The organism is Microbacterium sp. 77mftsu3.1 (genome assembly GCF_900100525.1).
GTDB classification, from domain to species: Bacteria; Actinomycetota; Actinomycetes; order Actinomycetales; family Microbacteriaceae; genus Microbacterium; species Microbacterium aquilitoris.
Genome location: NZ_FNCR01000001.1, coordinates 1 through 17,377 on the forward strand (window position 1 = coordinate 1; position 17,377 = coordinate 17,377).

Consider the following 17,377-nt stretch of genomic DNA (forward strand, 5'->3'; position numbering starts at 1 on the left):
ACCTCCCACCGAGACAGTGTCGTTGGGCGGCTCCGCGCGGCGGTCGAAGCACTCATCGGTTGAAGCCACCATGAGCGCGACGCAATCGACACCGATCGCTCACAAAGAGGCGTACGAGCTGTGGTCTCGCCTGGAGGCTGAGTTTGAGCGTTATCACAGCGCGATCGGTTACATCCCGATCGACCAGACCCGTATTCAGGACGATCTGCGCCGCTACCTCTGCCTACGCTGTGCGGGGTTCCTCGAGCGGCTGGTGCATGAGTGTGTCCTTCGGTATCTGGAAGAAAAGTCATCCGGCCCAGCGCTTGAGTTCGCGAAGTCCTTCTACCGGACAACCCCGAACCTGAACGCAGAGTCGTTCGCGAAGCTCATGGCTCGTTTCGGAGACGATCACGCGGCTCGGTTTGGAGTCTTCCTGACCGTCACGCTGCGCGACAGCCTCAATGACCTATCTGCGATCCGAAATCCTATTGCACACGGTGATACTGCTGGCGGGCAGAAGCTTGATCCCGAACGTTATCGCCGACTCTGCAAGGCGGTTTACGAGTGGTTGGTGGGGGATTTCTTGAAGCCGGTGGGCGTCTCGGTAGTCAGCTAGTGACAAAGGACGGCCTATCTTGCTCCGACGGTGTTGGAGTCGACCCGACGACGCCGGGCCGCAGTCGGAACATGGCAGCTATTCGGCGCGCGGACACGAAACCCGAGATCCCACTGCGTTCTGCGCTCCACGCTCGTGGGGTCCGGTTCCGGAAAGACCTCTGCCTCGACCTTGAAGGGGCGCGCGTTCGACCGGACATTGTGTTAACTGCCAAACGGCTAGCCGTCTTCGTCGCCGGGTGCTTCTGGCACTCCTGCGCCGAGCACGGGTCGCGGCCGACGAAGAACGCAGATTACTGGCTGCCCAAGCTTGCGCGCACCGTCGAGCGCGATGCAGCGGCCACGGCCGCGCTGGTCACCGCTGGGTGGATAGTGGTGCGCGTTTGGGAACACGTCCCCCTAGGCCGTGGTGATCAAGTGCTTCCGCCACTGGCTGGGTGAGTCTTGAACGGTGACGCGGCAGGAAATCTCTGATGAGGTGTGGTCGGTTATAGGAGCGTTGATGCCGACGGTGACCGGGCGGTCGCGGCCGTGGACAGATCATCGACTCGCTGTCGAAAGGATGGCGTGGAAGTACCGCACCGGGGTGCCGTGGCGGGACGTGCCGGAGCGGTTCGGGAAGTGGAACTCGATCTACAAGCGGTTCAATCGGTGGGCCGAGGACGGCACCTGGGAGAAGCTGCTTGCCGAGGTGCAGAAGCAGGCCGACGCTGCGGGGAAGATCGACTGGGTTGTCTCCATCGGCTCGACCATCGCGCGCGTGCATCAGCACGGTGCGACCCTGAAGCGGGACACAGGGGGCCTTGCCGAATCACAAGAATCCGTGGCTCGAGCCGCCTGATCACGGCATCGGCCGCTCCCGTGGCGGGCTGACGACCAAGCTGCATCTGGTCTGCGACGGCCGCGGTAGACCTCTGGGGATGATGGTCACCGGCGGGAATGTCAACGACACGACGATGACGACCGCTGTGCTCGAGGACATCGGCGTGCCCCGCGCCGGGAAGGGCAGACCCCGCACCCGTCCCGACCGGGTGCTCGCCGACAAGGGATACCCGTCGAAGGCGAACTGCGCATGGCTCCAGGACCGCGGGATCGCCGCGACGATTCCTGAGCGGCACGATCAGATCGCGCACCGTCGCAAGAAGCAGGGCCGGCCGATCGACTTCGGCGACCAGCAAAAGACCCGCTAACGCGGCCGGAACGTCGTCGAGCGCTGCTTCAACCGGCTCAAGCAATGGCGCGGCATCGCGCCGCGCTCAGACAAGACCGCTCGCAACTACCCGGCCGCGATCAGCCTCGCTTCCACGCTGATCTGGATCAAGACTGACTTGATCGGTACGGCCTAAGGGCTGAGCGCTCCACCCATTCCGGCATCGCCATCAGTTCCCGGATGTCGTCGACGAGCCGCGCCGTATGGAACCCGTCGGCCGAGGCGTGGTGCGCCTGGACGGCCAGCGGCATGAACGTGCGCCCGCCGCGTTCGAGGTGCCGGCCGATCGTAAAGATGGGCAGCAGATGCCGGGGGCCACCGTCGATCTGAAGCGAGAACCCGGTGAAGTGCGTCCACGGCACGCTCGAGACGTCGAATACGTCGGGCGGTAGCTCGCCCTGCGGGAACATTGTGGTCGCGGATGCCGCATCCGCGACCACCTCGGCAGTGCGCTCGTGGAAAGCGACGAAGTCCCCGTCGTACTGCGACCAGACCACGGCGAACGTTTCGCGTTCCGCGTTGAACACGGTGAACGCTGGATGCAATACGGGCCACGTCGCGGGCGCGCCATCCTCGGTGAGCGCCATCCGGAACTCACGGCGACGATTCACAGCGTTCGCTATCGCCCAGACCTGCGCGAGGTAGGTCTTGCGCCCTGTGCGTCGCAGCGCAGCGAGGAGCTGGGTCACGTCGATCTCGACGGTGATGGCGTAGGTGCAGGGCACCTTCTCGCGGTAGTACTCGAACGTCTCGCGGCGCGTCCACGTTTCGAGGTCAATCGGTTCGGGCAGGACCATTCGCCCATACTCGCAGCACCTAGCGACGCGTCACCGTTCAACATCCGCCGAGAAGTCCCCGAACCCCTTGATCAACACGGCCTAGGGCTGGCAACTGAAGCCGTCCTTTCCGTAGCCGAACGTCGGCCTCGCGGAGGCTCGCCGGGGCAGCTCGTCCAGGTCAACTAACGCGGAAGGTACAGTGTCAGACGCCCCTGGCATTGTGGTGGCAGTACGGCAACCGAAAGGACCTCAATATGGCCTCCTCTGACCTCAGCGTCCTCGAGATCTGCGCGGGGGCCGGCGGGCAGTCGTATGGCCTGGAGCAGGCAGGGTTCGGGCACGAGCTGGCGGTGGAGATCGACCGCGATGCCGCAGCAACATTGCGGCTGAATCGGCCTGAGTGGCGCGTACACGAGGGGGACGTACGCGAGGTCAACGGGCGCGACTACCGCGGTGTGGATCTACTTGCGGGAGGCGTGCCGTGCCCCCCGTTCAGCGTCGCGGGTAAGCAGCTTGGTGCCGAGGACGAACGTGATCTATTCCCCGAGGCGATCAGGCTCGTCCGTGAGGCGAAACCTGCTGCGGTCATGCTTGAGAACGTGAAGGGACTGGCGTCCGCTCGATTCCAGACTTACCGTGACTCGATCCGGGGCGAGCTGGAAAAGCTCGGCTATCAGACGGACTGGCAACTTCTCTTGAGTTCGGAGTTTGGTGTCCCGCAGCTACGTCCGCGTTTCATCCTCGTGGCCATCAAAGGAGCGAAGTTCAAGCAGTTCGAGTGGCCCGGGGCCGTCGGTACACCGCGAGTGGTCGGCGAAACTCTACTGCCACTCATGAGTGTCAACGGCTGGGCGGGGGCGACTGCGTGGGCCAAGCGCGCGAACGCGATCGCTCCGACGATCGTCGGCGGTTCGAAGAAGCACGGTGGCGCTGATCTCGGGCCTACTCGTGCGAAGGCTGCGTGGCTCGCGCTTGGCGTCGATGGCAAGGGCGTCGCCGATGAGGCGCCATCCGCGGATCACCCAATCCGTCATATTCCCCGATTGACGAACGAGATGGTCGCTCGTGTTCAGGGCTTCGATGAGTCGTGGAAGTTCTCCGGGCGGAAGACCGCCGTCTACCGGCAGATCGGCAATGCGTTCCCGCCGCCCGTGGCGCAAGGTGTTGGCAGCGCGATCAAGCGCGCGATCGGTGCAGAAGCAACGAAGCGGCGTGCACTTTCCGTCGTCGCGTAGTCACTCGTCTCGAGAACCGACCTTCGGAAGTCTCGGAGCGGGTACTGTCGACGCCTCCCCAGGTTGTGCTCTGCGCCAACGGCCGGCGCCGATTGGCACGCCGTCGCCGTTCTCGGTTGGGACAATTCGAACCGAAACGTACTCGTCGCGCTGAGGAATGGGAACGCCGAGCCATTCCGCCAGATGCGGGTAGAAGGCGCCGCTCAGAATGATGATTCCCTCGCCCTTCAACGCTGAACGGGCACCTCCGTTGTAGCGCACGCGCTTCTGGTGGTCGAGCTGACGGCTGACTGTGGCGACGGCGTTACGGTGCACAATCATCCCCTCTGCGGCCCGGAAAAGTCGGTTGGTGCGTTGAGTTCCGGCGCGGTGGCCAAAGATGTGGTCGATGGTCGGGCGTGGCAGCTGCAAGAGTACGTTCGGGCGCAGTGGCGCCTCGCGCCACAACCAGCGGACGGCGCTCCTGCCGGCGGCATTGAGCTGACTTTTCTTGTCGCGATTTCCCCCCTCGCGCCGATACTCCTGTCGCACTCTGACGAGCCCAAGCGACCATCGCGACTCTGCGTCGTCACCTGTCGCGACGAGAGCAAGCTCGCCAAATACTTCGGGCGGTAACATCCACCCGCCCATCGATTGACTCCACTTGGCATCAACTTGGTGCCCCGCGATTCGGAAGTCGGTGGCATCGCCGCCATCGAACTCGAACTCGCGCTGCGCGTTTATTTCGAAGAGCGTGCCGAAGTGGGTCTTCTCAGTCTTCATGAGCTGATCCCACCGGAATCGGCCCGTCTCCTGACCGTTGTAGATCATGTCGTATGTGTGTCGCACGATAGCTGCCCATCGAGCACCCGTTGGGTCGAGCTCGAGAAGCGCGTCCGCTACTTCCTGGAGCGCGGGGTCTGGGAACGGCTCGAATTCCGCGAGCACATCATCTGCCATGCTGGCGAGCTTATCCACGCTGAGCTTTCAGCACTTGCCGAGGAACGGATCGCGCGGCCGCTTTCGACGCGGCTGCGGCGCTTCTGCGTGGATTAGTAGGTTGCTCGAGTACTTGTTCGGGCTCAGCAGGCCTAGCAGAGCACTTTCGATCAGCCACTCGGCTTAAAGAACAAATGTGTGAAACTCGGAGCTATGGCGTCGTGGCACCCCCTACTCGCTACATGGGAGGATCGCCCGGGTTGGTGGGAGCTTGGGACGCCTGACGGTGAACCTTATGGGCATGTGGAGATCCGGCTGTCAGGCAGCGCCGTTTTCTATCGCTGCTGGTTCGGGGAGATCGAGCTCACACCCGCCACCTCGCTACGCGCCGCGACGATGCGAGTTCATCGCGCCTACATCTCGACGCTCTCACCCGATCCTGCCGCCGGGAGGGGTGTATCCCGACCTGACCGGGATCCTCAACCCTTTTCGGCAGCATGATGACTAATGGGTGCGATCACCAGGATGTCGGATGAGTCGCAGTACGAAGAACGACGAGGCCGCACCCCAAGCACTCGTAGCCGCCAGCCGCATCTCGCATCAGCGTGCCGCAGTGAGAACATCGGGGTTGCTGCCCGTCATCGAATCCGTCGTCCGCCATCATTCCTGGCGACGCTAGCGCGGTGAACCACGAGATGCTGCGTCTCTCCACAGGCTCTCGAGTCGGGGGCGCGGCGCTCCTCCGGTGACCCACGATCGATCGTTCTGGTCGTACGGCATCGATTGGGCAGGTCGCCGTCCCGGGGACGGGACTCGGTGATCTATAGATCGAGCCGGACATCGAAGTAGATGAGGCGGAGCAACGGCACCCGTTTCAGGGCCCGCTCGATGAAAGTGAACCGTCTGTGTGGTCTTGTGGCACGAAGCCCAGATGTCCGAACGAATCGCCAAAGCGCTGAGCCAACGAACCTCACAGCGTCTGGCGCGTAGCGGATCATTGCAGTCGACAATCAGATAACCGTCCTTCATGCTGAGGAGGCCACAGCCGCGCGGACGAAGTGGTCGGTCGGCGACAACTTCTCATGTGAGCTCCACCTCGTCGATGCAGACTGTAACCGCGTCATTCATCAGCCGCTTCATGAAGGGCGGCTGATCACCCACGGGCGGTCAATTCGGACTGCCCTGCTTCACCGCGCTCTAGACCTTCTATACCTCCGACTGCGGGATCCCGTTCGAATACTTGGTCCCAGCCAACGACAAACCAGGACGCGGTCGACTGTTCCTGGTCTTCGCCGCCGCACGCGGCGATCCAGTCGCCGTCACACTCTCGGATGACGAGGAGTATTGGGCGGGTGCGATCGAGAACGTGCGGGCAGACGTAAGAGGCCGAGTCAGTCGGCCGCGCCGGGAGCTTTGGCACTCACGCCCCACATACTCCTCCGGGTTCGCGTCCGGTGTCACCGCCGACACAGTCGCTTGCCCCTGCCGAAAACCATCGGATTTGGGATGCAGAATCCACCTAGGAGCCCGCCGCCACGGAGAACTGGGGGTGCCTGATAGTTTCTCGCTATGGACGCACAGGGCACCGAGTTCGATTTCTGGGCGGCGGCCTACCCGTGGATTCAGGGCCTCGTGTTCTTCGCGCTGGGCATCGTGGCGACAATCATGGTGGAACGTCGCAGGGGCGCCCGCGGCGACTTCGAGTTGTGGGTTTGGGCGACGAGCGAAAGCTTGACCAAGCCTGAAATAGGGCGCGGCGGCGACCATTTGCAGTACGTCATCAACGGAACCGTCGTAAAGGACCCGTACGAGGTGACGGTGGACGTCTGGGCGAACGGCAGACGGGATATCCCTACGAACGTATTCAACGGCCGGGACGCTCGGGTCGAGCTGAACGTACCGATCGTAAGCCAGTTGGAACATCGGGTCGCGAGCGCCGACGAGACGCTTCTAGAGGTGAGCTACACAAACGGAACCGTTCTGATACATCCATCGGTTGTGCGGCGCGGCATGGCCGCCAGATGGACATTCCTGACTGACGGCAAGCCTTCCCTGCGCTTGAAAGACGCACCTATGGATACCGATTTCGTTTCTTGGCGGGACACCTACGTGGGCCCGCGTCGGTCTAAAACGGCAGCGAAGATCATCGGATTCTCGATGGTGGGGTTGGGAATCCTCTTGTTCGTTCTGTCACTGGTGTTCCGTGATTCTTCTGCGGAGCTCTCCACGGCGGAGCTCGAATCCGCCGCGATGCTAGTGGGCGTCTCGACAAGCTTCCTTATCGTGGGAGGTGGTGCAACCGTGATGTTCGGAACCTCTGCTCTCGGCAGCCGGCTCCGCACAGCGAGGAAGTCGCTCTCGAGTCGAACGCTTCACCCCATGCCCGGCTCCGAGTGAAGTCAGCGGGCGTCAGCCCCAGAGCATGCGCGGTGTGTCAGCCTCGCCTTAAGCGCCGTGGAGGAGTTGACGAGACGCTCACGCGCTTCGTTGGCTTTGACGGCGACCAATTCCCCGGAACAAGTTGCGCGCCGTAGTCGAAGACAGACCCACTGGTGGAGCCCACCACTCACTCTCGGGGCCGCGCCGGAATTGATCGATTTCGGCAGCCGTGATACCTGACGGAGGGGAGTTCCAAACGACAGCGCCGATCTTTTCATCCACCTGGAGGATTTAATCCTTGATAGCGGGATCAACTCCCGCTAGCTTGAGCAACGGCGAGCATGGGGCGCGCTCAAAGCCGATTCGAAGACCTCAAAAAACTGACGACAAGGGTGCCGTTGATGCGACGAAGTGACGTTCGGGGAAGTAGTAATCACATCGCAGGCGGGTCACGACGCCGCCTCCTCACGACCATCGCGGCCTTCCTCGGCTTGATCGCCGCCCTCGTCGTTGGGCCGCCAGCGAACGCCGAGGTCGCAACTAGTAAGTGCTCCGCTTACGCGGTCTTGATCACAGCCCGAGGAGTTGATGCGTCGAAAGGCAGCAATCTTCGCGACGGCAGAGTCTGGCTCAGCGGGGGTCACGGAGATCAGCTCGTACCGCTGGTCACCAAGATGCGGTCGGACTTCGGCGCGGGTTTCCCGGTTTGGACGGAGAGCCTGGCATGGACTGCGTCGTCAGGGTCGGACAACTTTTACGAAGCGCAGGTCAATGAGGGCGTGCGGCTTCTGTCGGATGAGATCAAGTCGATCATCGCCTGCCCGAGGGTGCCGAAGATTCTTCTGGCTGGCCACTCAGGCGGCGCCGATGTTGTCACTAGAACTCTTTGGAATCTCGCAGGGACTAGCACGGCGGCCTTCATCGACGCAGCAGCTGTCTACGGCGATCCCTCAACGAATCAGAACCAAAAGTGGAACGCGAAAGGCGTATCGGCATCGAATGGCTTCCTTAAGCGGACCGATGCCAGGACGACCGCAATCAACAACGGTTACCGGTTCTACGGCTGGAACTACGACAACCTGTCGAGCACGACGTCGGGGTACTTTCCTCGTGTCCGCGCCTATTGCAACGTTGGCGACTGGGCATGTCGCAGCCCGTACACGGGGGCGTGGAGTGACACGGCTCACAACTCGTACACCGGCAAGACCCAGGACGTCTTCAACTGGTACATGTACGTAACCGACAACTTCAACTGACCATGACGCGGAATACTGTCCGTGTGGCGAAATCAGGGCGAACAGCTGGAGGGGCAGTCGCTGCCGTCGCAGTGCTGCAGGTCGTAACAGCCGTCGTCACAACGGGGATCTGGGTGTGGCACACCATCTTCGCCGGTAACGCTTGTTCGCCCGACTGTGATTGGGCAGGGGCTGACCGAGCCGGCATGCTGTTCTTCGCCTTCACGGTCGGCAGTTTCGTCGTTACGGCCGTCGGCGTCGTGGTGGCTTGGCGCAAACAGATCGATCTCGCCTGGCTGCCTCTTTTGAGCAGTGCCATGATTGTCGCCGGCCTGTTTCTAGCACTGTTCTTATTCGATCAGGCGATGACCTGAGGCAGATTCGCGCGGCTCGGTCGGCTTCGGGCCGTCGACTCCAGATGCGCCGCGAGGATGGTGAGGAGCTTCCCGGGTTCGTCGTGGAGATCCCCGGTGACCGCGTGTCAACGGCGCCGACCTGGATGAGTTTCTCGAGAGCGAGATAACCGGTTCGCGACGGGACACCTGCCTCGTCCGCGAGCTCCCCGACACTTGCCCACCGGCACCGGCACCGGCACCGGCCACCGAGTGCCGCGTCCGCGAGGGTTCTTCAGACCAGCTCATTCCCCTTCACGGCAGGGATATCCAATGCATGCTTCTCTGCAAGGCGGCTTGCAGGTATTGCTGCGATTCGTGACGCGGGTTCGGGTTCGATCCTGGAGTGGGGGCATTCACTGCCAGCTTGATGTGCGTCGTCGTGGTGGCTCGACGCGATCACCCCGAAATACCGATGTGCGCCTCGAGGAGGTGGCTGATCACAACCGTCGAGCCACCCACTGCTCGCACGCGTCCGCATCGGCGGAGGTGAACCCTCTCTCGCGGTCGGTGACGCGGTGATAGCGGGTGGCGTCGCTTCCACCCTTTCGTCGGGCGAAGTGGAACGCGCCTGCCCAGGTGGGTTGGATCTCGTCGTCGATCCAGAGCAGCGGGTGGCCTGGTCGGTACTCGGCCAGCTGCCTCGCCTTCCAGATGATCGCGTCCTCGTCGTGGATGCCGTCGTTGACAACAGCGACGGGCAGGGATGGAAGACCGAGAGGGCGGCTGAAGTGCTGGTTGACGTACTGGACCCAGGTGGTCGCCCAGACGACTTCGACGTCGCGCGCCAGGAGGCTGCGGATCCAGTCGACGGCGGCGCCTGAGAAGGAATGCCTTTCGCGCCAGAGGCCGTGCTCGTCCCAGAGGGGTGGCATGTGGTGCTCGGTCGGGAACGCGTCTTCACTGATCGCGATCTCGGCGGTGAGGATGTTGTCGCGGTACTCCATGCCGGGTCTCGCGTTTGGGATGCGGATCACGCCGTCGAAGTCGAAGGCGATGATGGGGCGGTTCGATTCGTTCATGCGTCTGTCTTCCTGTTCGGGTCAGTCTTGCGGGCACTATCGGCTTGCTTGATCACGGCCTCGATCAGTCCCACGATCTCCTTGACGGAGCCGAGGTCAGCCAGGTCGTAGCCTCGCTCCTGGAGTACACCTCGGATCCCGCCGATGAGTTGCGTGACCCACGCGTCCACAATCGGGAACCGTTCGTTTAGTAAGTCGACCTCAGCCCTCGGGGGAAGCCGTCCTCCGATCGGCACGGTCCGTGGCGCGTCGCGGGGAGGCCGCGCGCGCATCCTCCGCCGGTGACGTCGCAGAGCCTCCTGGCCCGGGGCAGTGCGTGCGAGCGCGAGCCACCCATCCATCTCCGCCATCGTGGTGAGGGCGTGTCCGTCGGACCGTGTGATCGTCCTCAGCGCAGTGATCGCCCGGTCTGCGGGACGGCGCGAGCGGATGTAGTCCTCCTCGACCTTCTGTAGCCGGAGGTTGGTGACGATCAGCAACGGGCGTCCCTTGGCCCGCATATGGAGCGGTGACTCCACGAACTCGCTAGGCGACGGGTCGCCGGACTTGTCGGGATGTCGCGCGGAAGGCATCCGCGGCAGGCCCGGGGCGTGACCGAAGTACTCGTACCCAGAGTCGTGCCACCGTGACCACCAGACAACCTCGATACCGCGAGCGAGAAGGCTGAGCACCCACGATCGGCCGTCATGGGACAGCCACCCCCACCGGTCCCCCCGACCGGGCTCATCACCCTCACTGCACTCCGTCTCCCCGGCGGCGTCATCGGGCGTCTCGGCCTCGCGGGGATACTTCATCGCCGCGAAGCGCGGTGGGGGGTCCTTGTCGACGGCGAGCAGACCTTCCAGCTCGATTGCGACGACGGGTCGGTGCCGGTCATCGACTGGTTCGCTCTCCGTGCCCGCACCCACCGCTACTTCTCCGTCTCTGCCTCGTGAGCGCGGAGCTCACGCAGCGACGGCACCTCGGTGGACAGATCACGCAAGTCCACGATCGCGACATTGCCTTCCTGCCCGTTGCAGCCCAGGCTGATCAGCCGACGGCCATCCGGGGTGGTGCCCCCACCGGTGGCGTGCATATGCCCGTGGAACGCGAGCTTCGGGTTGACGGCATCCCACACCTGACGGACACGCACGCGCGACGCGGCCGACTCGACGATTGACTCGCGGGGGAAACCGAGAGGGTTCGTGCGGAGGATGTGACGGACTGCGCGGACCGGGGTGTCGGACGGGGATTCGTGGGTGACCATGATGTCCGCAGGCCCCCCGCTGATAGCCGCGGCCACATCCTCATCCCTGATGGTCTCGTCCGACGACCACTCATTCGGGAGCCGCCAGTACCGGTCGACCGAGGTGGCACCAGAGAGGGCGAGCACGGTCCGACCGCCCACGCTCATCCTGAAGGGCCTGGGCAATAGCCAGGAGCTTCGACTCACACGAACGGCCACACCGGGGTGCGTATTCAGCACATTCGATAGGGCGGGATAGTCGTGGTTGCCCGGAACCACCAGAACACGCTCGATCCCGAACGCGGCGCAGATCTCGTCACTCTTGCTGAGGTTCATCGACCAGTCGCCGACATGGATCACGGTGGACACGTCCGGCGCGATCCGCGAGAGGCCCCTGAGTACCAGCCGGGCCCAGCCACATTGACCGTGCCAGTCTCCGCACACCGCAACGCGGCGATCAGGGAGGTCGATCGCGGCCGCGGTACCCTGCACCTTCATGAGGGGTCGCCTCCGCGCAGCCCGCTCGATTGTTTCTTGGCACGGTCCCGACGATCAGCCTGGCGCTGACGTGACTGCTGGCGGAACGCGCGCCCGACTCGCAAGCTTCGGGACACGTTGGTGTCGAAGTTGATCCACCCTCGACGCTTCCACTCGATCGCGACATGAAGTCGGAAGAGCCGCATCGTCTGAGCTCGAGCGGACCGGGTGACGCCACTGGGCCACCTCGGGTGGATGTAACTGGTCTCGGGCAGTAGGGCTTCGAAGAGCTCGGCGAAGGTGGGTCCCTGACCGGTCTTGCGGCGCACACGTGCGATGAGAACTGCGGCGGCAAGACCCCACTCGTCCGCCAGCTCGTCGCCGGTCAGGCCTTCGAAGGCGAGGTCCCATTCAGTGGGCGGGTTTCCCTCGATAGCTCGCCACCATATTGGTCGCGTGTCGACGGTCACAACATCTCAACAATCAGGGCCGACTCTGACACGGAGCCGCTCGACGACTCGACCCGACTGTCGTCTACGGCATCACACGTGCAGTTCGAGGGCGCACCGGCGCCGCAGCGAGGACAGATTGTTTCGTATGGCTTGACGATTATGCCACACCAGTTAGGCCACACAAGTTAGGCATGTGAGGAGCCTTGAAGTGTGCAGCAGGGTGGATCAGAGGCGTCGGAGCAGTGGGCCGCGTATGGCCGCCAACTCGGGCTGAATCTGCACGCAGCCCGGATCGCGCGCGGGCTGAGCCAGGAGGACGTAGCTTACGGGGCTGGGCTGTCCCGCTGGACGTACCAAAAGTATGAGCGAGGCCTCTCCAAGCCTGGCGAGCCGATGAACCCCCGCCTCCGTGCTCTTCTTGCACTCGCTCAAGTTCTACAGGCAGAACTGGCAGATCTGCTCCCGGCCGATCCGCCAGACCTACGCTCTCGTTGATGTCGAGGCTGTCGCGCGCACGACCTCTTCAAGACTCGTCAGCGCCATCCCCGGGGTGCATTCCGTGCACGTAGCGCCGATAGCGCAGCCCGCCATACTCTTCGTGTTTGCTCAGCGCACCGTAGCTATAGCCAAGCGCGTCCGCGACGACCGGAGCCGGCATCGCAGCAACCAGTTCGTCGAGCGAGGTGTTCTTCGCAGCCAGTACATCCACCCCCGCCATGTTGAGTTCTGCTTTGAGTTGCTCACGGGAGATATGGCTGCTGGCACGTAAGCCCGGGAACAGGAAGGGGTTGGCGCTCACAGACACTGTGCGTGTGCGCGCCCGCGACACGATGTGTCGACGCAGAACGTCGTCGAACGGAGGCGGCACAGGGACGGGATCGTCACTGAACGTGATCGACATGCCCTCCTCAGGACTGTCACGAATCGCATCCAACCTCATGGCCGCGACACGGCTGAGCGGCTGCCCGTACAGCAGCAGAAGGAGTGCGACAGACCGGGCCGACAAGGTGAGCGACTCGTCGGTGAGGTAATACCGAATCCGAGCGAGTCTCTCTTCACTTGTGATCCGCCTCGTCCGTGCGCGTGCATGTCGTGTTGGTACAAAAAGCGGAGGGGCTATCCGCGCCTCTCTCGTGAACTCCAGAAAGCCGCGAACGGTATATCGACTCGTATTTCCCTCAGTGAGCCAAGTGTCGACATCCGTCTGCTCGCAGTGCGCCAGCGGCACGTGCCTTTCCTGGAGCCATACGAGAAAGTTGACTGCAGCTGTGACTTGTTGCTTCGCGTTGTGCACCGCCGGATGCGTGTCCTGACCGAGGCTACTCAGTTGCCTGACTCGGCGCAGGTGGTACCAGATGGCATACCGTTCGATGGCCCGTCGATGTTCGCCGGCGAACAGCGCAACTTTCGCCCGAACCCAGACTTCGAAACGGGTCAGCGACTCATCTCGGTGTCCCAGTACGCCTGTCCCGGTGAGGAGCGACCGCAAGTGCCGCACAGCGGGAGACTGGGGGAGTGCATCGAGTGCCGCGTGTGTCACTGGCTCGGGGTTTTCGGCGAGCCAACGGAGAAGAGCTTTGACCTTTGCTGAGCGGAGCCAGGTGAGCGTGCTGGCGGGGCGCTCCACCCGAAGAAGATAGTCTCTGAGGTGAGCTAGATCAGTGCGGCTGCTGTGTGACGGGTGCCCGAGGAGGGCATTGAGGTCGTCGCTTAGAGCGCATCTCTCGCAAAGACCCTTGCGGAAGATTGCACCTTCGGTCGCGCACCGGGTGCAACGGAAGTCGCGATCTAGTCCCGCGCATGTCACGCAAATCGGCTCACGATACTCATTCAGGCCGGGGAGTAGACGGTCTGAACCACAGGTGGCGCACGGCCCATGGGTGTGAACGGCCTTCTCGTAGCAGCGTCCACAAATGATCCCTTCAGGGAACGAATATTTGGTTGTTGAGTCAGAGCCACGTTCCCCGCATCGGGCGCACACGGCATCGCCGGACGCTCGCGGCCGACCTTTTGGCCGACGAGATTCGCTACTCAACATCATCCCGAAGTACTCGCGCTCGTCGAGGACGAGCCTTCCCGGGGGTCGAGCGCAGGTTCGCTACCTCGTTCACTGCCTTCCTAATGGTGGACGCGTCCTCAGAGTGCACGGATATGAGCTCGGCTGGACTGCAGTTGAAGATGTCGCAGAGCGCCGCCAGAAGCGGAAGGGAGAGACGTTCTGGCCGCTGAGTGACAAGCCGCCATATCTGCGCGGGGGAGAGGTCGATGCCTCGGTTGACCAGGTGTGGGGCCAGGTCGGTTGAGTTGTGCATGGAGTTCCGAGCCATGAGCTCTGCCAAATTCCAGGTGTAATCAGCTTTCCGGCGCATTTCAGTTCTCCACTCCGAGCTTGAGAGCTTGGCCGATCGTGCCGTCAAGAGCATCCCGAAGCGTCTTGATCCTGTAGTTGCTCGATACCCCGGTGTACAGAGCGGTGGTGGAAGCGTACTCATGACCGACCTGTTGTTGCACGAAGAGGGGATCAAATCCCGCCTCAATGAGGTGCGTGATATATGAATGACGGAACGAGTGGAACTTGAGTTCGGTGCCCAGACCCAGGTCGTCGCGGTATGTCCGGAATCGATCATTCAGGGCGGACTCTGAGACGAGAGTGTTTCGCTCTGTAGGAAAGAGGGCGGTCTGCGGACCGAACAGGGGTAGTCCGCGTTCGATCCACTCGGCGAGGATGTCTGATCCCCATGGAAAGACGGCCAACACATTTCGTTGTTTGTAGTCCGAACCTCTCATAGCTTTTCCGAATCGAACATTGAGGTGACCGTACTTTCCGAACTCCGGAGCATGCGGATTGCGACTGAAGTCGAATGTTTCCAGATGACGAATCTCGTTCCTTCGTAGCCCAAAACAGTACGCAAGCTTGAATAGGGTGCTGTCCCTGAACGCGGCCGCCCAGCCCTTTCTGCCGCGCCGGGCGATGATGTCCGCCTCATCGTCCGCGCGGTCGAAGAACAGTTGCAGCTCCGCATGCCGAAACGGTCGGCGCCGCCCTCCGTGCTCTGCCTCCTGGATGTGCCTCGCCATATTCCATTGATGAATAACCCGAACAGGATGGGTTCCGAACAAATCGGTACAGCGCTCCGCCCAGGCGTACGCGGGGGAGCAGATGTAGTCCGTAAAAAGCTTCAGCGCATCCTGGTAACTCCGTACCGTCGTGCGCTGATTTCCGTGGATTTCCCGGCGGTCGCCAAAGAACTCGTCAACCTGTTCAAGAGTCCACAACCAGGGATAGGTGTTCGTCGATTTCATGAATCGCCGCACAGCCTTCTCCCGCCCGTCGATCGTGTTGATCGACAGATTCCGCGCGAGTTGCTGCCGTCGCCAGCCGAGCAGCATCTCGTCGAACATCTGCTCCTCAGGGTGGAGGAGCGTGATCCCCGGCGTCCTCCTCGCGTACTCCATGATGTCGATTGGCACGGCGACCCCTTTCGTCAGATGACGGTATCTTGCATCAGATGAAACATCCGCGCAACCATCCTCGTTGAAAGCGGGTAAAGGCCAGGTCGCACCTCCGCCGGGAGTGCGTGTGTGGCACGAGCGATCTGGGGAGCGCCCCAATCAGCGCGGAATCATGCCGCTCAATCTGGGGAGTGCTGTACCGTTGCGCCTACTGAGTGATGGGGAACAGGGTTTCATCCGATGCAATAATGGATGGTCGAGTTGACATAATGTGCATTATCGGATGTCCTCTTGTTTGGAGAGACACCCTGAGGTGATCGTCCCGTGGATCGTTCCGTCGATCGTTGAACGATCGGCGATGCGCAGGGTGACCGTCGTGATCGGATCGAAGCGGATGTCCGTCTGGATCGCACGATCGACCTCGTACCCGGCGGCATCCCACGTCGCGAGGATCTTCTCCAGTGACGCCGCGTTGTCCTCGGTTGCGAACGCGAACGTCAGCGCCGATTGCGCGGCGCCACGATCGCATGTCGTCCGTGTCGGCGCGGACGACGCCACGGCGCGGCCGTCCGTGCCGACGGCTCCGGGAACCGCAGCGAGTGTCGCTGCGTACATGCGCTCCAGTTCCGCCTCGGCGCGTTCCATACTGACGGGTGCCGGCGCAGTCGGCGTCGGCGACGGACGATCCGCCTGATACGTCGGACGCTTCAGCCCGCACTCCGGCACGTGCCCCGTCAGCTCAGGCACGGTCACCGTTTCGACGACACCACTGCCCGCGGAGGCAGCCGACACCCGGAGAGTTCCGTTCTCGTCCGAAACGCCGTATGCGCCCTCGTGGAACGGCATCCCGCCATCCGCGTTCGAGATCGACGCCACGCTCGTCGCAACGAGACCGTCCATGCGGTATAGGGAGCTCGAGCTCGACAGCCAGTGGTTCTCCTCGCGGACGAGGTAAACGGTGTCGCATCCATCATCGTCGATGAGCGGCGACACGATGGTGGTCGGGAACGTCGCCAGGAACACACCTGCTCCCGCGACGAGCACCGCTCCGGTTGCCGCGACCCTCGCCACGATCACGGCAACGCGGGCCGCGACCCTCGTCGCTCGCAGACTGAAGACGAGGACGGCGAGGTCGATCATGCCCAGCAGGATGAGCACGGCCACGATTTGCGGCGAATCCAGCGTCCCCACGAGAACCGTCGTGCCCTCGCCTTCCTCGCTCGTCGCGGCGGCGACAGCGATCATCGCGGCGGCGACGAGTACCGCCACCACCGCTGTGAGGACTCGGATGCCGACGGCCACGCGCCGTGCGTCAGCCACCCGTCTCCTCGGCCGGCTCCCAGCGCAGCAGGTCACCCGGTTGGCAGTCGAGCGCCTCGCAGAGCGCGTCGAGCGTCGTGAACCGGACGGCTTTCGCCCGTCCGTTCTTCAGCACCGCGAGGTTCGCGGGTGTGATGCCGATACGTGCTGCCAGGTCGCCCACGGCCATCTTCCGGCGCGCGAGCATGACGTCGATGTCGACGACGATGGGCATCAGACGACCTCGTCGAGCTCGGAACGCATCTCGATCGCCTTCCGCAGCAGTGACCGCATCACGACCACGACGAGCGCGACTCCCCCGGTCGCCAGGGCTGCGCCGTAGACGATCCCCACCACTCCGGGGGCGGCCGATCCCGGTACCAGCATCGTCGCCAGCGCCCCGGTGAGGACGGCGGCTACGGCGATCGCTGCGATGACCACGTCGACGAAGCGGAAAGCACCAACCGAGAACACCGCGTCGGCTGCAGCCATCGACACGAGCCGCCAGATGCAGAGCGCGACGACCTGCAGGCACACGAGCCAGAGGGCGAGAATCACGATGACCGTCACTCGCCACGCGGTCGGCAGCGCCCCGAGGTCGTTCCAGATCGTCGGAAGCACCAGGATCTGCACCGCCAAGGACCCGAGCAACGACAGAACGAGCGCCGTCCGCAGGGTGAGGATCGTTACGGGACTCATGAGCG

At 63.1% G+C, this 17,377-nt stretch carries 20 protein-coding genes and 1 pseudogene; 9 read left to right on the forward strand and 12 right to left on the reverse strand.

What is annotated here, in order from left to right; genetic code table 11:
* The 3 genes and pseudogenes from BLR68_RS00005 to BLR68_RS00015 form a co-directional block, all read left to right on the forward strand.
* Positions 1 to 598 (forward strand): hypothetical protein (locus BLR68_RS00005; protein ID WP_218123338.1); only part of this gene is annotated, 598 nt, incomplete at its 5' end.
* The gene (locus BLR68_RS00010; protein ID WP_256335275.1) at positions 598 to 1,038 is read left to right on the forward strand and encodes a very short patch repair endonuclease; all 441 of its coding nucleotides are present in this window, start codon (positions 598 to 600) and stop codon (positions 1,036 to 1,038) included. The genes BLR68_RS00005 and BLR68_RS00010, both read left to right, overlap by 1 nt.
* 10 nt (positions 1,039 to 1,048) lie before the next feature.
* Positions 1,049 to 1,943 (forward strand): annotated as a pseudogene (locus tag BLR68_RS00015) (IS5 family transposase).
* Here BLR68_RS00015 and BLR68_RS00020 read toward each other — a convergent pair.
* A complete protein-coding gene (locus BLR68_RS00020) occupies positions 1,915 to 2,604 on the reverse strand; it encodes a CatA-like O-acetyltransferase (protein ID WP_018186382.1) in 690 nt (229 codons plus the stop codon). The pseudogene BLR68_RS00015 and the gene BLR68_RS00020 overlap by 29 nt on opposite strands.
* Before the next feature lie 236 nt (positions 2,605 to 2,840).
* On the opposite strand from BLR68_RS00020, the gene BLR68_RS00025 reads away from it, so the two are divergent.
* A complete protein-coding gene (locus tag BLR68_RS00025) occupies positions 2,841 to 3,821 on the forward strand; it encodes a DNA cytosine methyltransferase (protein WP_018186383.1) in 981 nt (326 codons plus the stop codon).
* Here the strand turns inward: BLR68_RS00025 and BLR68_RS00030 are convergent, their stop codons facing one another.
* Positions 3,822 to 4,760: a NaeI family type II restriction endonuclease gene (locus BLR68_RS00030; protein WP_051082774.1), complete on the reverse strand. Its 939-nt coding sequence runs from the start codon at positions 4,758 to 4,760 to the stop codon at positions 3,822 to 3,824.
* 1,548 nt (positions 4,761 to 6,308) lie between these two features.
* On the opposite strand from BLR68_RS00030, the gene BLR68_RS00035 reads away from it, so the two are divergent.
* From BLR68_RS00035 to BLR68_RS00045, 3 genes are all read left to right on the forward strand, one after another.
* A complete protein-coding gene (locus BLR68_RS00035; RefSeq protein ID WP_018186385.1) occupies positions 6,309 to 7,136 on the forward strand; it encodes a ubiquitin family protein in 828 nt (275 codons plus the stop codon).
* A 323-nt stretch (positions 7,137 to 7,459) separates the two neighbouring features.
* Complete coding sequence (locus BLR68_RS00040) at positions 7,460 to 8,374, forward strand: cutinase family protein (protein ID WP_081626435.1); 915 nt, start codon at positions 7,460 to 7,462, stop codon at positions 8,372 to 8,374.
* 113 nt (positions 8,375 to 8,487) lie between these two features.
* Positions 8,488 to 8,727, forward strand: a complete 240-nt coding sequence (locus tag BLR68_RS00045) for a hypothetical protein (protein ID WP_256335276.1) — start codon at positions 8,488 to 8,490, stop codon at positions 8,725 to 8,727.
* 458 nt (positions 8,728 to 9,185) lie between these two features.
* Here BLR68_RS00045 and BLR68_RS00050 read toward each other — a convergent pair whose 3' ends face one another.
* Positions 9,186 to 9,767 carry an HAD domain-containing protein gene (locus BLR68_RS00050; RefSeq protein ID WP_018186387.1) on the reverse strand — a complete coding sequence of 194 codons (582 nt, stop codon included), beginning with the start codon at positions 9,765 to 9,767 and terminating at the stop codon, positions 9,186 to 9,188.
* Positions 9,764 to 10,246 (reverse strand): hypothetical protein, encoded by a 483-nt coding sequence (locus tag BLR68_RS17655; RefSeq protein ID WP_143015709.1) that lies wholly within the window; start codon positions 10,244 to 10,246, stop codon positions 9,764 to 9,766. Before BLR68_RS17655 ends, BLR68_RS00050 begins: the two co-directional genes overlap by 4 nt.
* Positions 10,247 to 10,453: 207 nt before the next feature.
* Between BLR68_RS17655 and BLR68_RS17660 the strand changes: the two genes are divergently transcribed.
* Positions 10,454 to 10,702: a hypothetical protein gene (locus BLR68_RS17660; protein WP_026302823.1), complete on the forward strand. Its 249-nt coding sequence runs from the start codon at positions 10,454 to 10,456 to the stop codon at positions 10,700 to 10,702.
* On the opposite strand, the gene BLR68_RS00060 is transcribed toward BLR68_RS17660, so the two are convergent.
* Entirely contained in the window at positions 10,678 to 11,490 is an 813-nt protein-coding gene (locus tag BLR68_RS00060) for a metallophosphoesterase family protein (protein WP_018186389.1), read from the reverse strand. The two genes, BLR68_RS17660 and BLR68_RS00060, sit on opposite strands and share 25 nt — an antisense overlap.
* Positions 11,487 to 11,939 (reverse strand): hypothetical protein, encoded by a 453-nt coding sequence (locus tag BLR68_RS00065; protein ID WP_018186390.1) that lies wholly within the window; start codon positions 11,937 to 11,939, stop codon positions 11,487 to 11,489. The genes BLR68_RS00060 and BLR68_RS00065 overlap by 4 nt, the downstream gene beginning before the upstream one ends.
* A gap of 192 nt (positions 11,940 to 12,131) precedes the next feature.
* On the opposite strand from BLR68_RS00065, the gene BLR68_RS00070 reads away from it, so the two are divergent.
* A complete protein-coding gene (locus BLR68_RS00070) occupies positions 12,132 to 12,416 on the forward strand; it encodes a helix-turn-helix transcriptional regulator (protein WP_081626436.1) in 285 nt (94 codons plus the stop codon).
* A 28-nt stretch (positions 12,417 to 12,444) separates the two neighbouring features.
* Here the strand turns inward: BLR68_RS00070 and BLR68_RS17665 are convergent, their stop codons facing one another.
* From BLR68_RS17665 to BLR68_RS00105, 6 genes are all read right to left on the reverse strand, one after another.
* The gene (locus BLR68_RS17665; protein WP_143015710.1) at positions 12,445 to 13,548 is read right to left on the reverse strand and encodes a recombinase XerD; all 1,104 of its coding nucleotides are present in this window, start codon (positions 13,546 to 13,548) and stop codon (positions 12,445 to 12,447) included.
* 400 nt (positions 13,549 to 13,948) lie between these two features.
* Complete coding sequence (locus tag BLR68_RS00085; protein ID WP_371129968.1) at positions 13,949 to 14,344, reverse strand: helix-turn-helix domain-containing protein; 396 nt, start codon at positions 14,342 to 14,344, stop codon at positions 13,949 to 13,951.
* Positions 14,292 to 15,392 carry a tyrosine-type recombinase/integrase gene (locus BLR68_RS00090; protein ID WP_018186393.1) on the reverse strand — a complete coding sequence of 367 codons (1,101 nt, stop codon included), beginning with the start codon at positions 15,390 to 15,392 and terminating at the stop codon, positions 14,292 to 14,294. Before BLR68_RS00090 ends, BLR68_RS00085 begins: the two co-directional genes overlap by 53 nt.
* 258 nt (positions 15,393 to 15,650) lie before the next feature.
* On the reverse strand, positions 15,651 to 16,694 hold the full coding sequence (locus tag BLR68_RS00095; protein ID WP_018187970.1) for a hypothetical protein: 1,044 nt from the start codon (positions 16,692 to 16,694) through the stop codon (positions 15,651 to 15,653).
* Positions 16,687 to 16,908, reverse strand: coding sequence for a helix-turn-helix domain-containing protein (locus BLR68_RS00100; protein ID WP_018187971.1), 222 nt, complete (start codon positions 16,906 to 16,908; stop codon positions 16,687 to 16,689). The genes BLR68_RS00095 and BLR68_RS00100 overlap by 8 nt, the downstream gene beginning before the upstream one ends.
* Entirely contained in the window at positions 16,908 to 17,372 is a 465-nt protein-coding gene (locus tag BLR68_RS00105) for a DUF2975 domain-containing protein (protein ID WP_018187972.1), read from the reverse strand. The genes BLR68_RS00100 and BLR68_RS00105 overlap by 1 nt, the downstream gene beginning before the upstream one ends.
* Positions 17,373 to 17,377: the final 5 nt, after the last annotated feature.

What these genes read in the sequence shown, in the direction of transcription:
- BLR68_RS00020 (WP_018186382.1), bottom strand. Translation starts at nt 2,604, where the DNA reads ATGGTCCTGCCCGAACCGATTGACCTCGAAACGTGGACGCGCCGCGAG.
- BLR68_RS00025 (WP_018186383.1), top strand. Translation starts at nt 2,841, where the DNA reads ATGGCCTCCTCTGACCTCAGCGTCCTCGAGATCTGCGCGGGGGCCGGC.
- BLR68_RS00030 (WP_051082774.1), bottom strand. Translation starts at nt 4,760, where the DNA reads ATGGCAGATGATGTGCTCGCGGAATTCGAGCCGTTCCCAGACCCCGCG.
- BLR68_RS00035 (WP_018186385.1), top strand. Translation starts at nt 6,309, where the DNA reads ATGGACGCACAGGGCACCGAGTTCGATTTCTGGGCGGCGGCCTACCCG.
- BLR68_RS00040 (WP_081626435.1), top strand. Translation starts at nt 7,460, where the DNA reads ATGGGGCGCGCTCAAAGCCGATTCGAAGACCTCAAAAAACTGACGACA.
- BLR68_RS00050 (WP_018186387.1), bottom strand. Translation starts at nt 9,767, where the DNA reads ATGAACGAATCGAACCGCCCCATCATCGCCTTCGACTTCGACGGCGTG.
- BLR68_RS17660 (WP_026302823.1), top strand. Translation starts at nt 10,454, where the DNA reads ATGGGACAGCCACCCCCACCGGTCCCCCCGACCGGGCTCATCACCCTC.
- BLR68_RS00060 (WP_018186389.1), bottom strand. Translation starts at nt 11,490, where the DNA reads ATGAAGGTGCAGGGTACCGCGGCCGCGATCGACCTCCCTGATCGCCGC.
- BLR68_RS00085 (WP_371129968.1), bottom strand. Translation starts at nt 14,344, where the DNA reads ATGCTCTTGACGGCACGATCGGCCAAGCTCTCAAGCTCGGAGTGGAGA.
- BLR68_RS00100 (WP_018187971.1), bottom strand. Translation starts at nt 16,908, where the DNA reads ATGCCCATCGTCGTCGACATCGACGTCATGCTCGCGCGCCGGAAGATG.
- BLR68_RS00105 (WP_018187972.1), bottom strand. Translation starts at nt 17,372, where the DNA reads ATGAGTCCCGTAACGATCCTCACCCTGCGGACGGCGCTCGTTCTGTCG.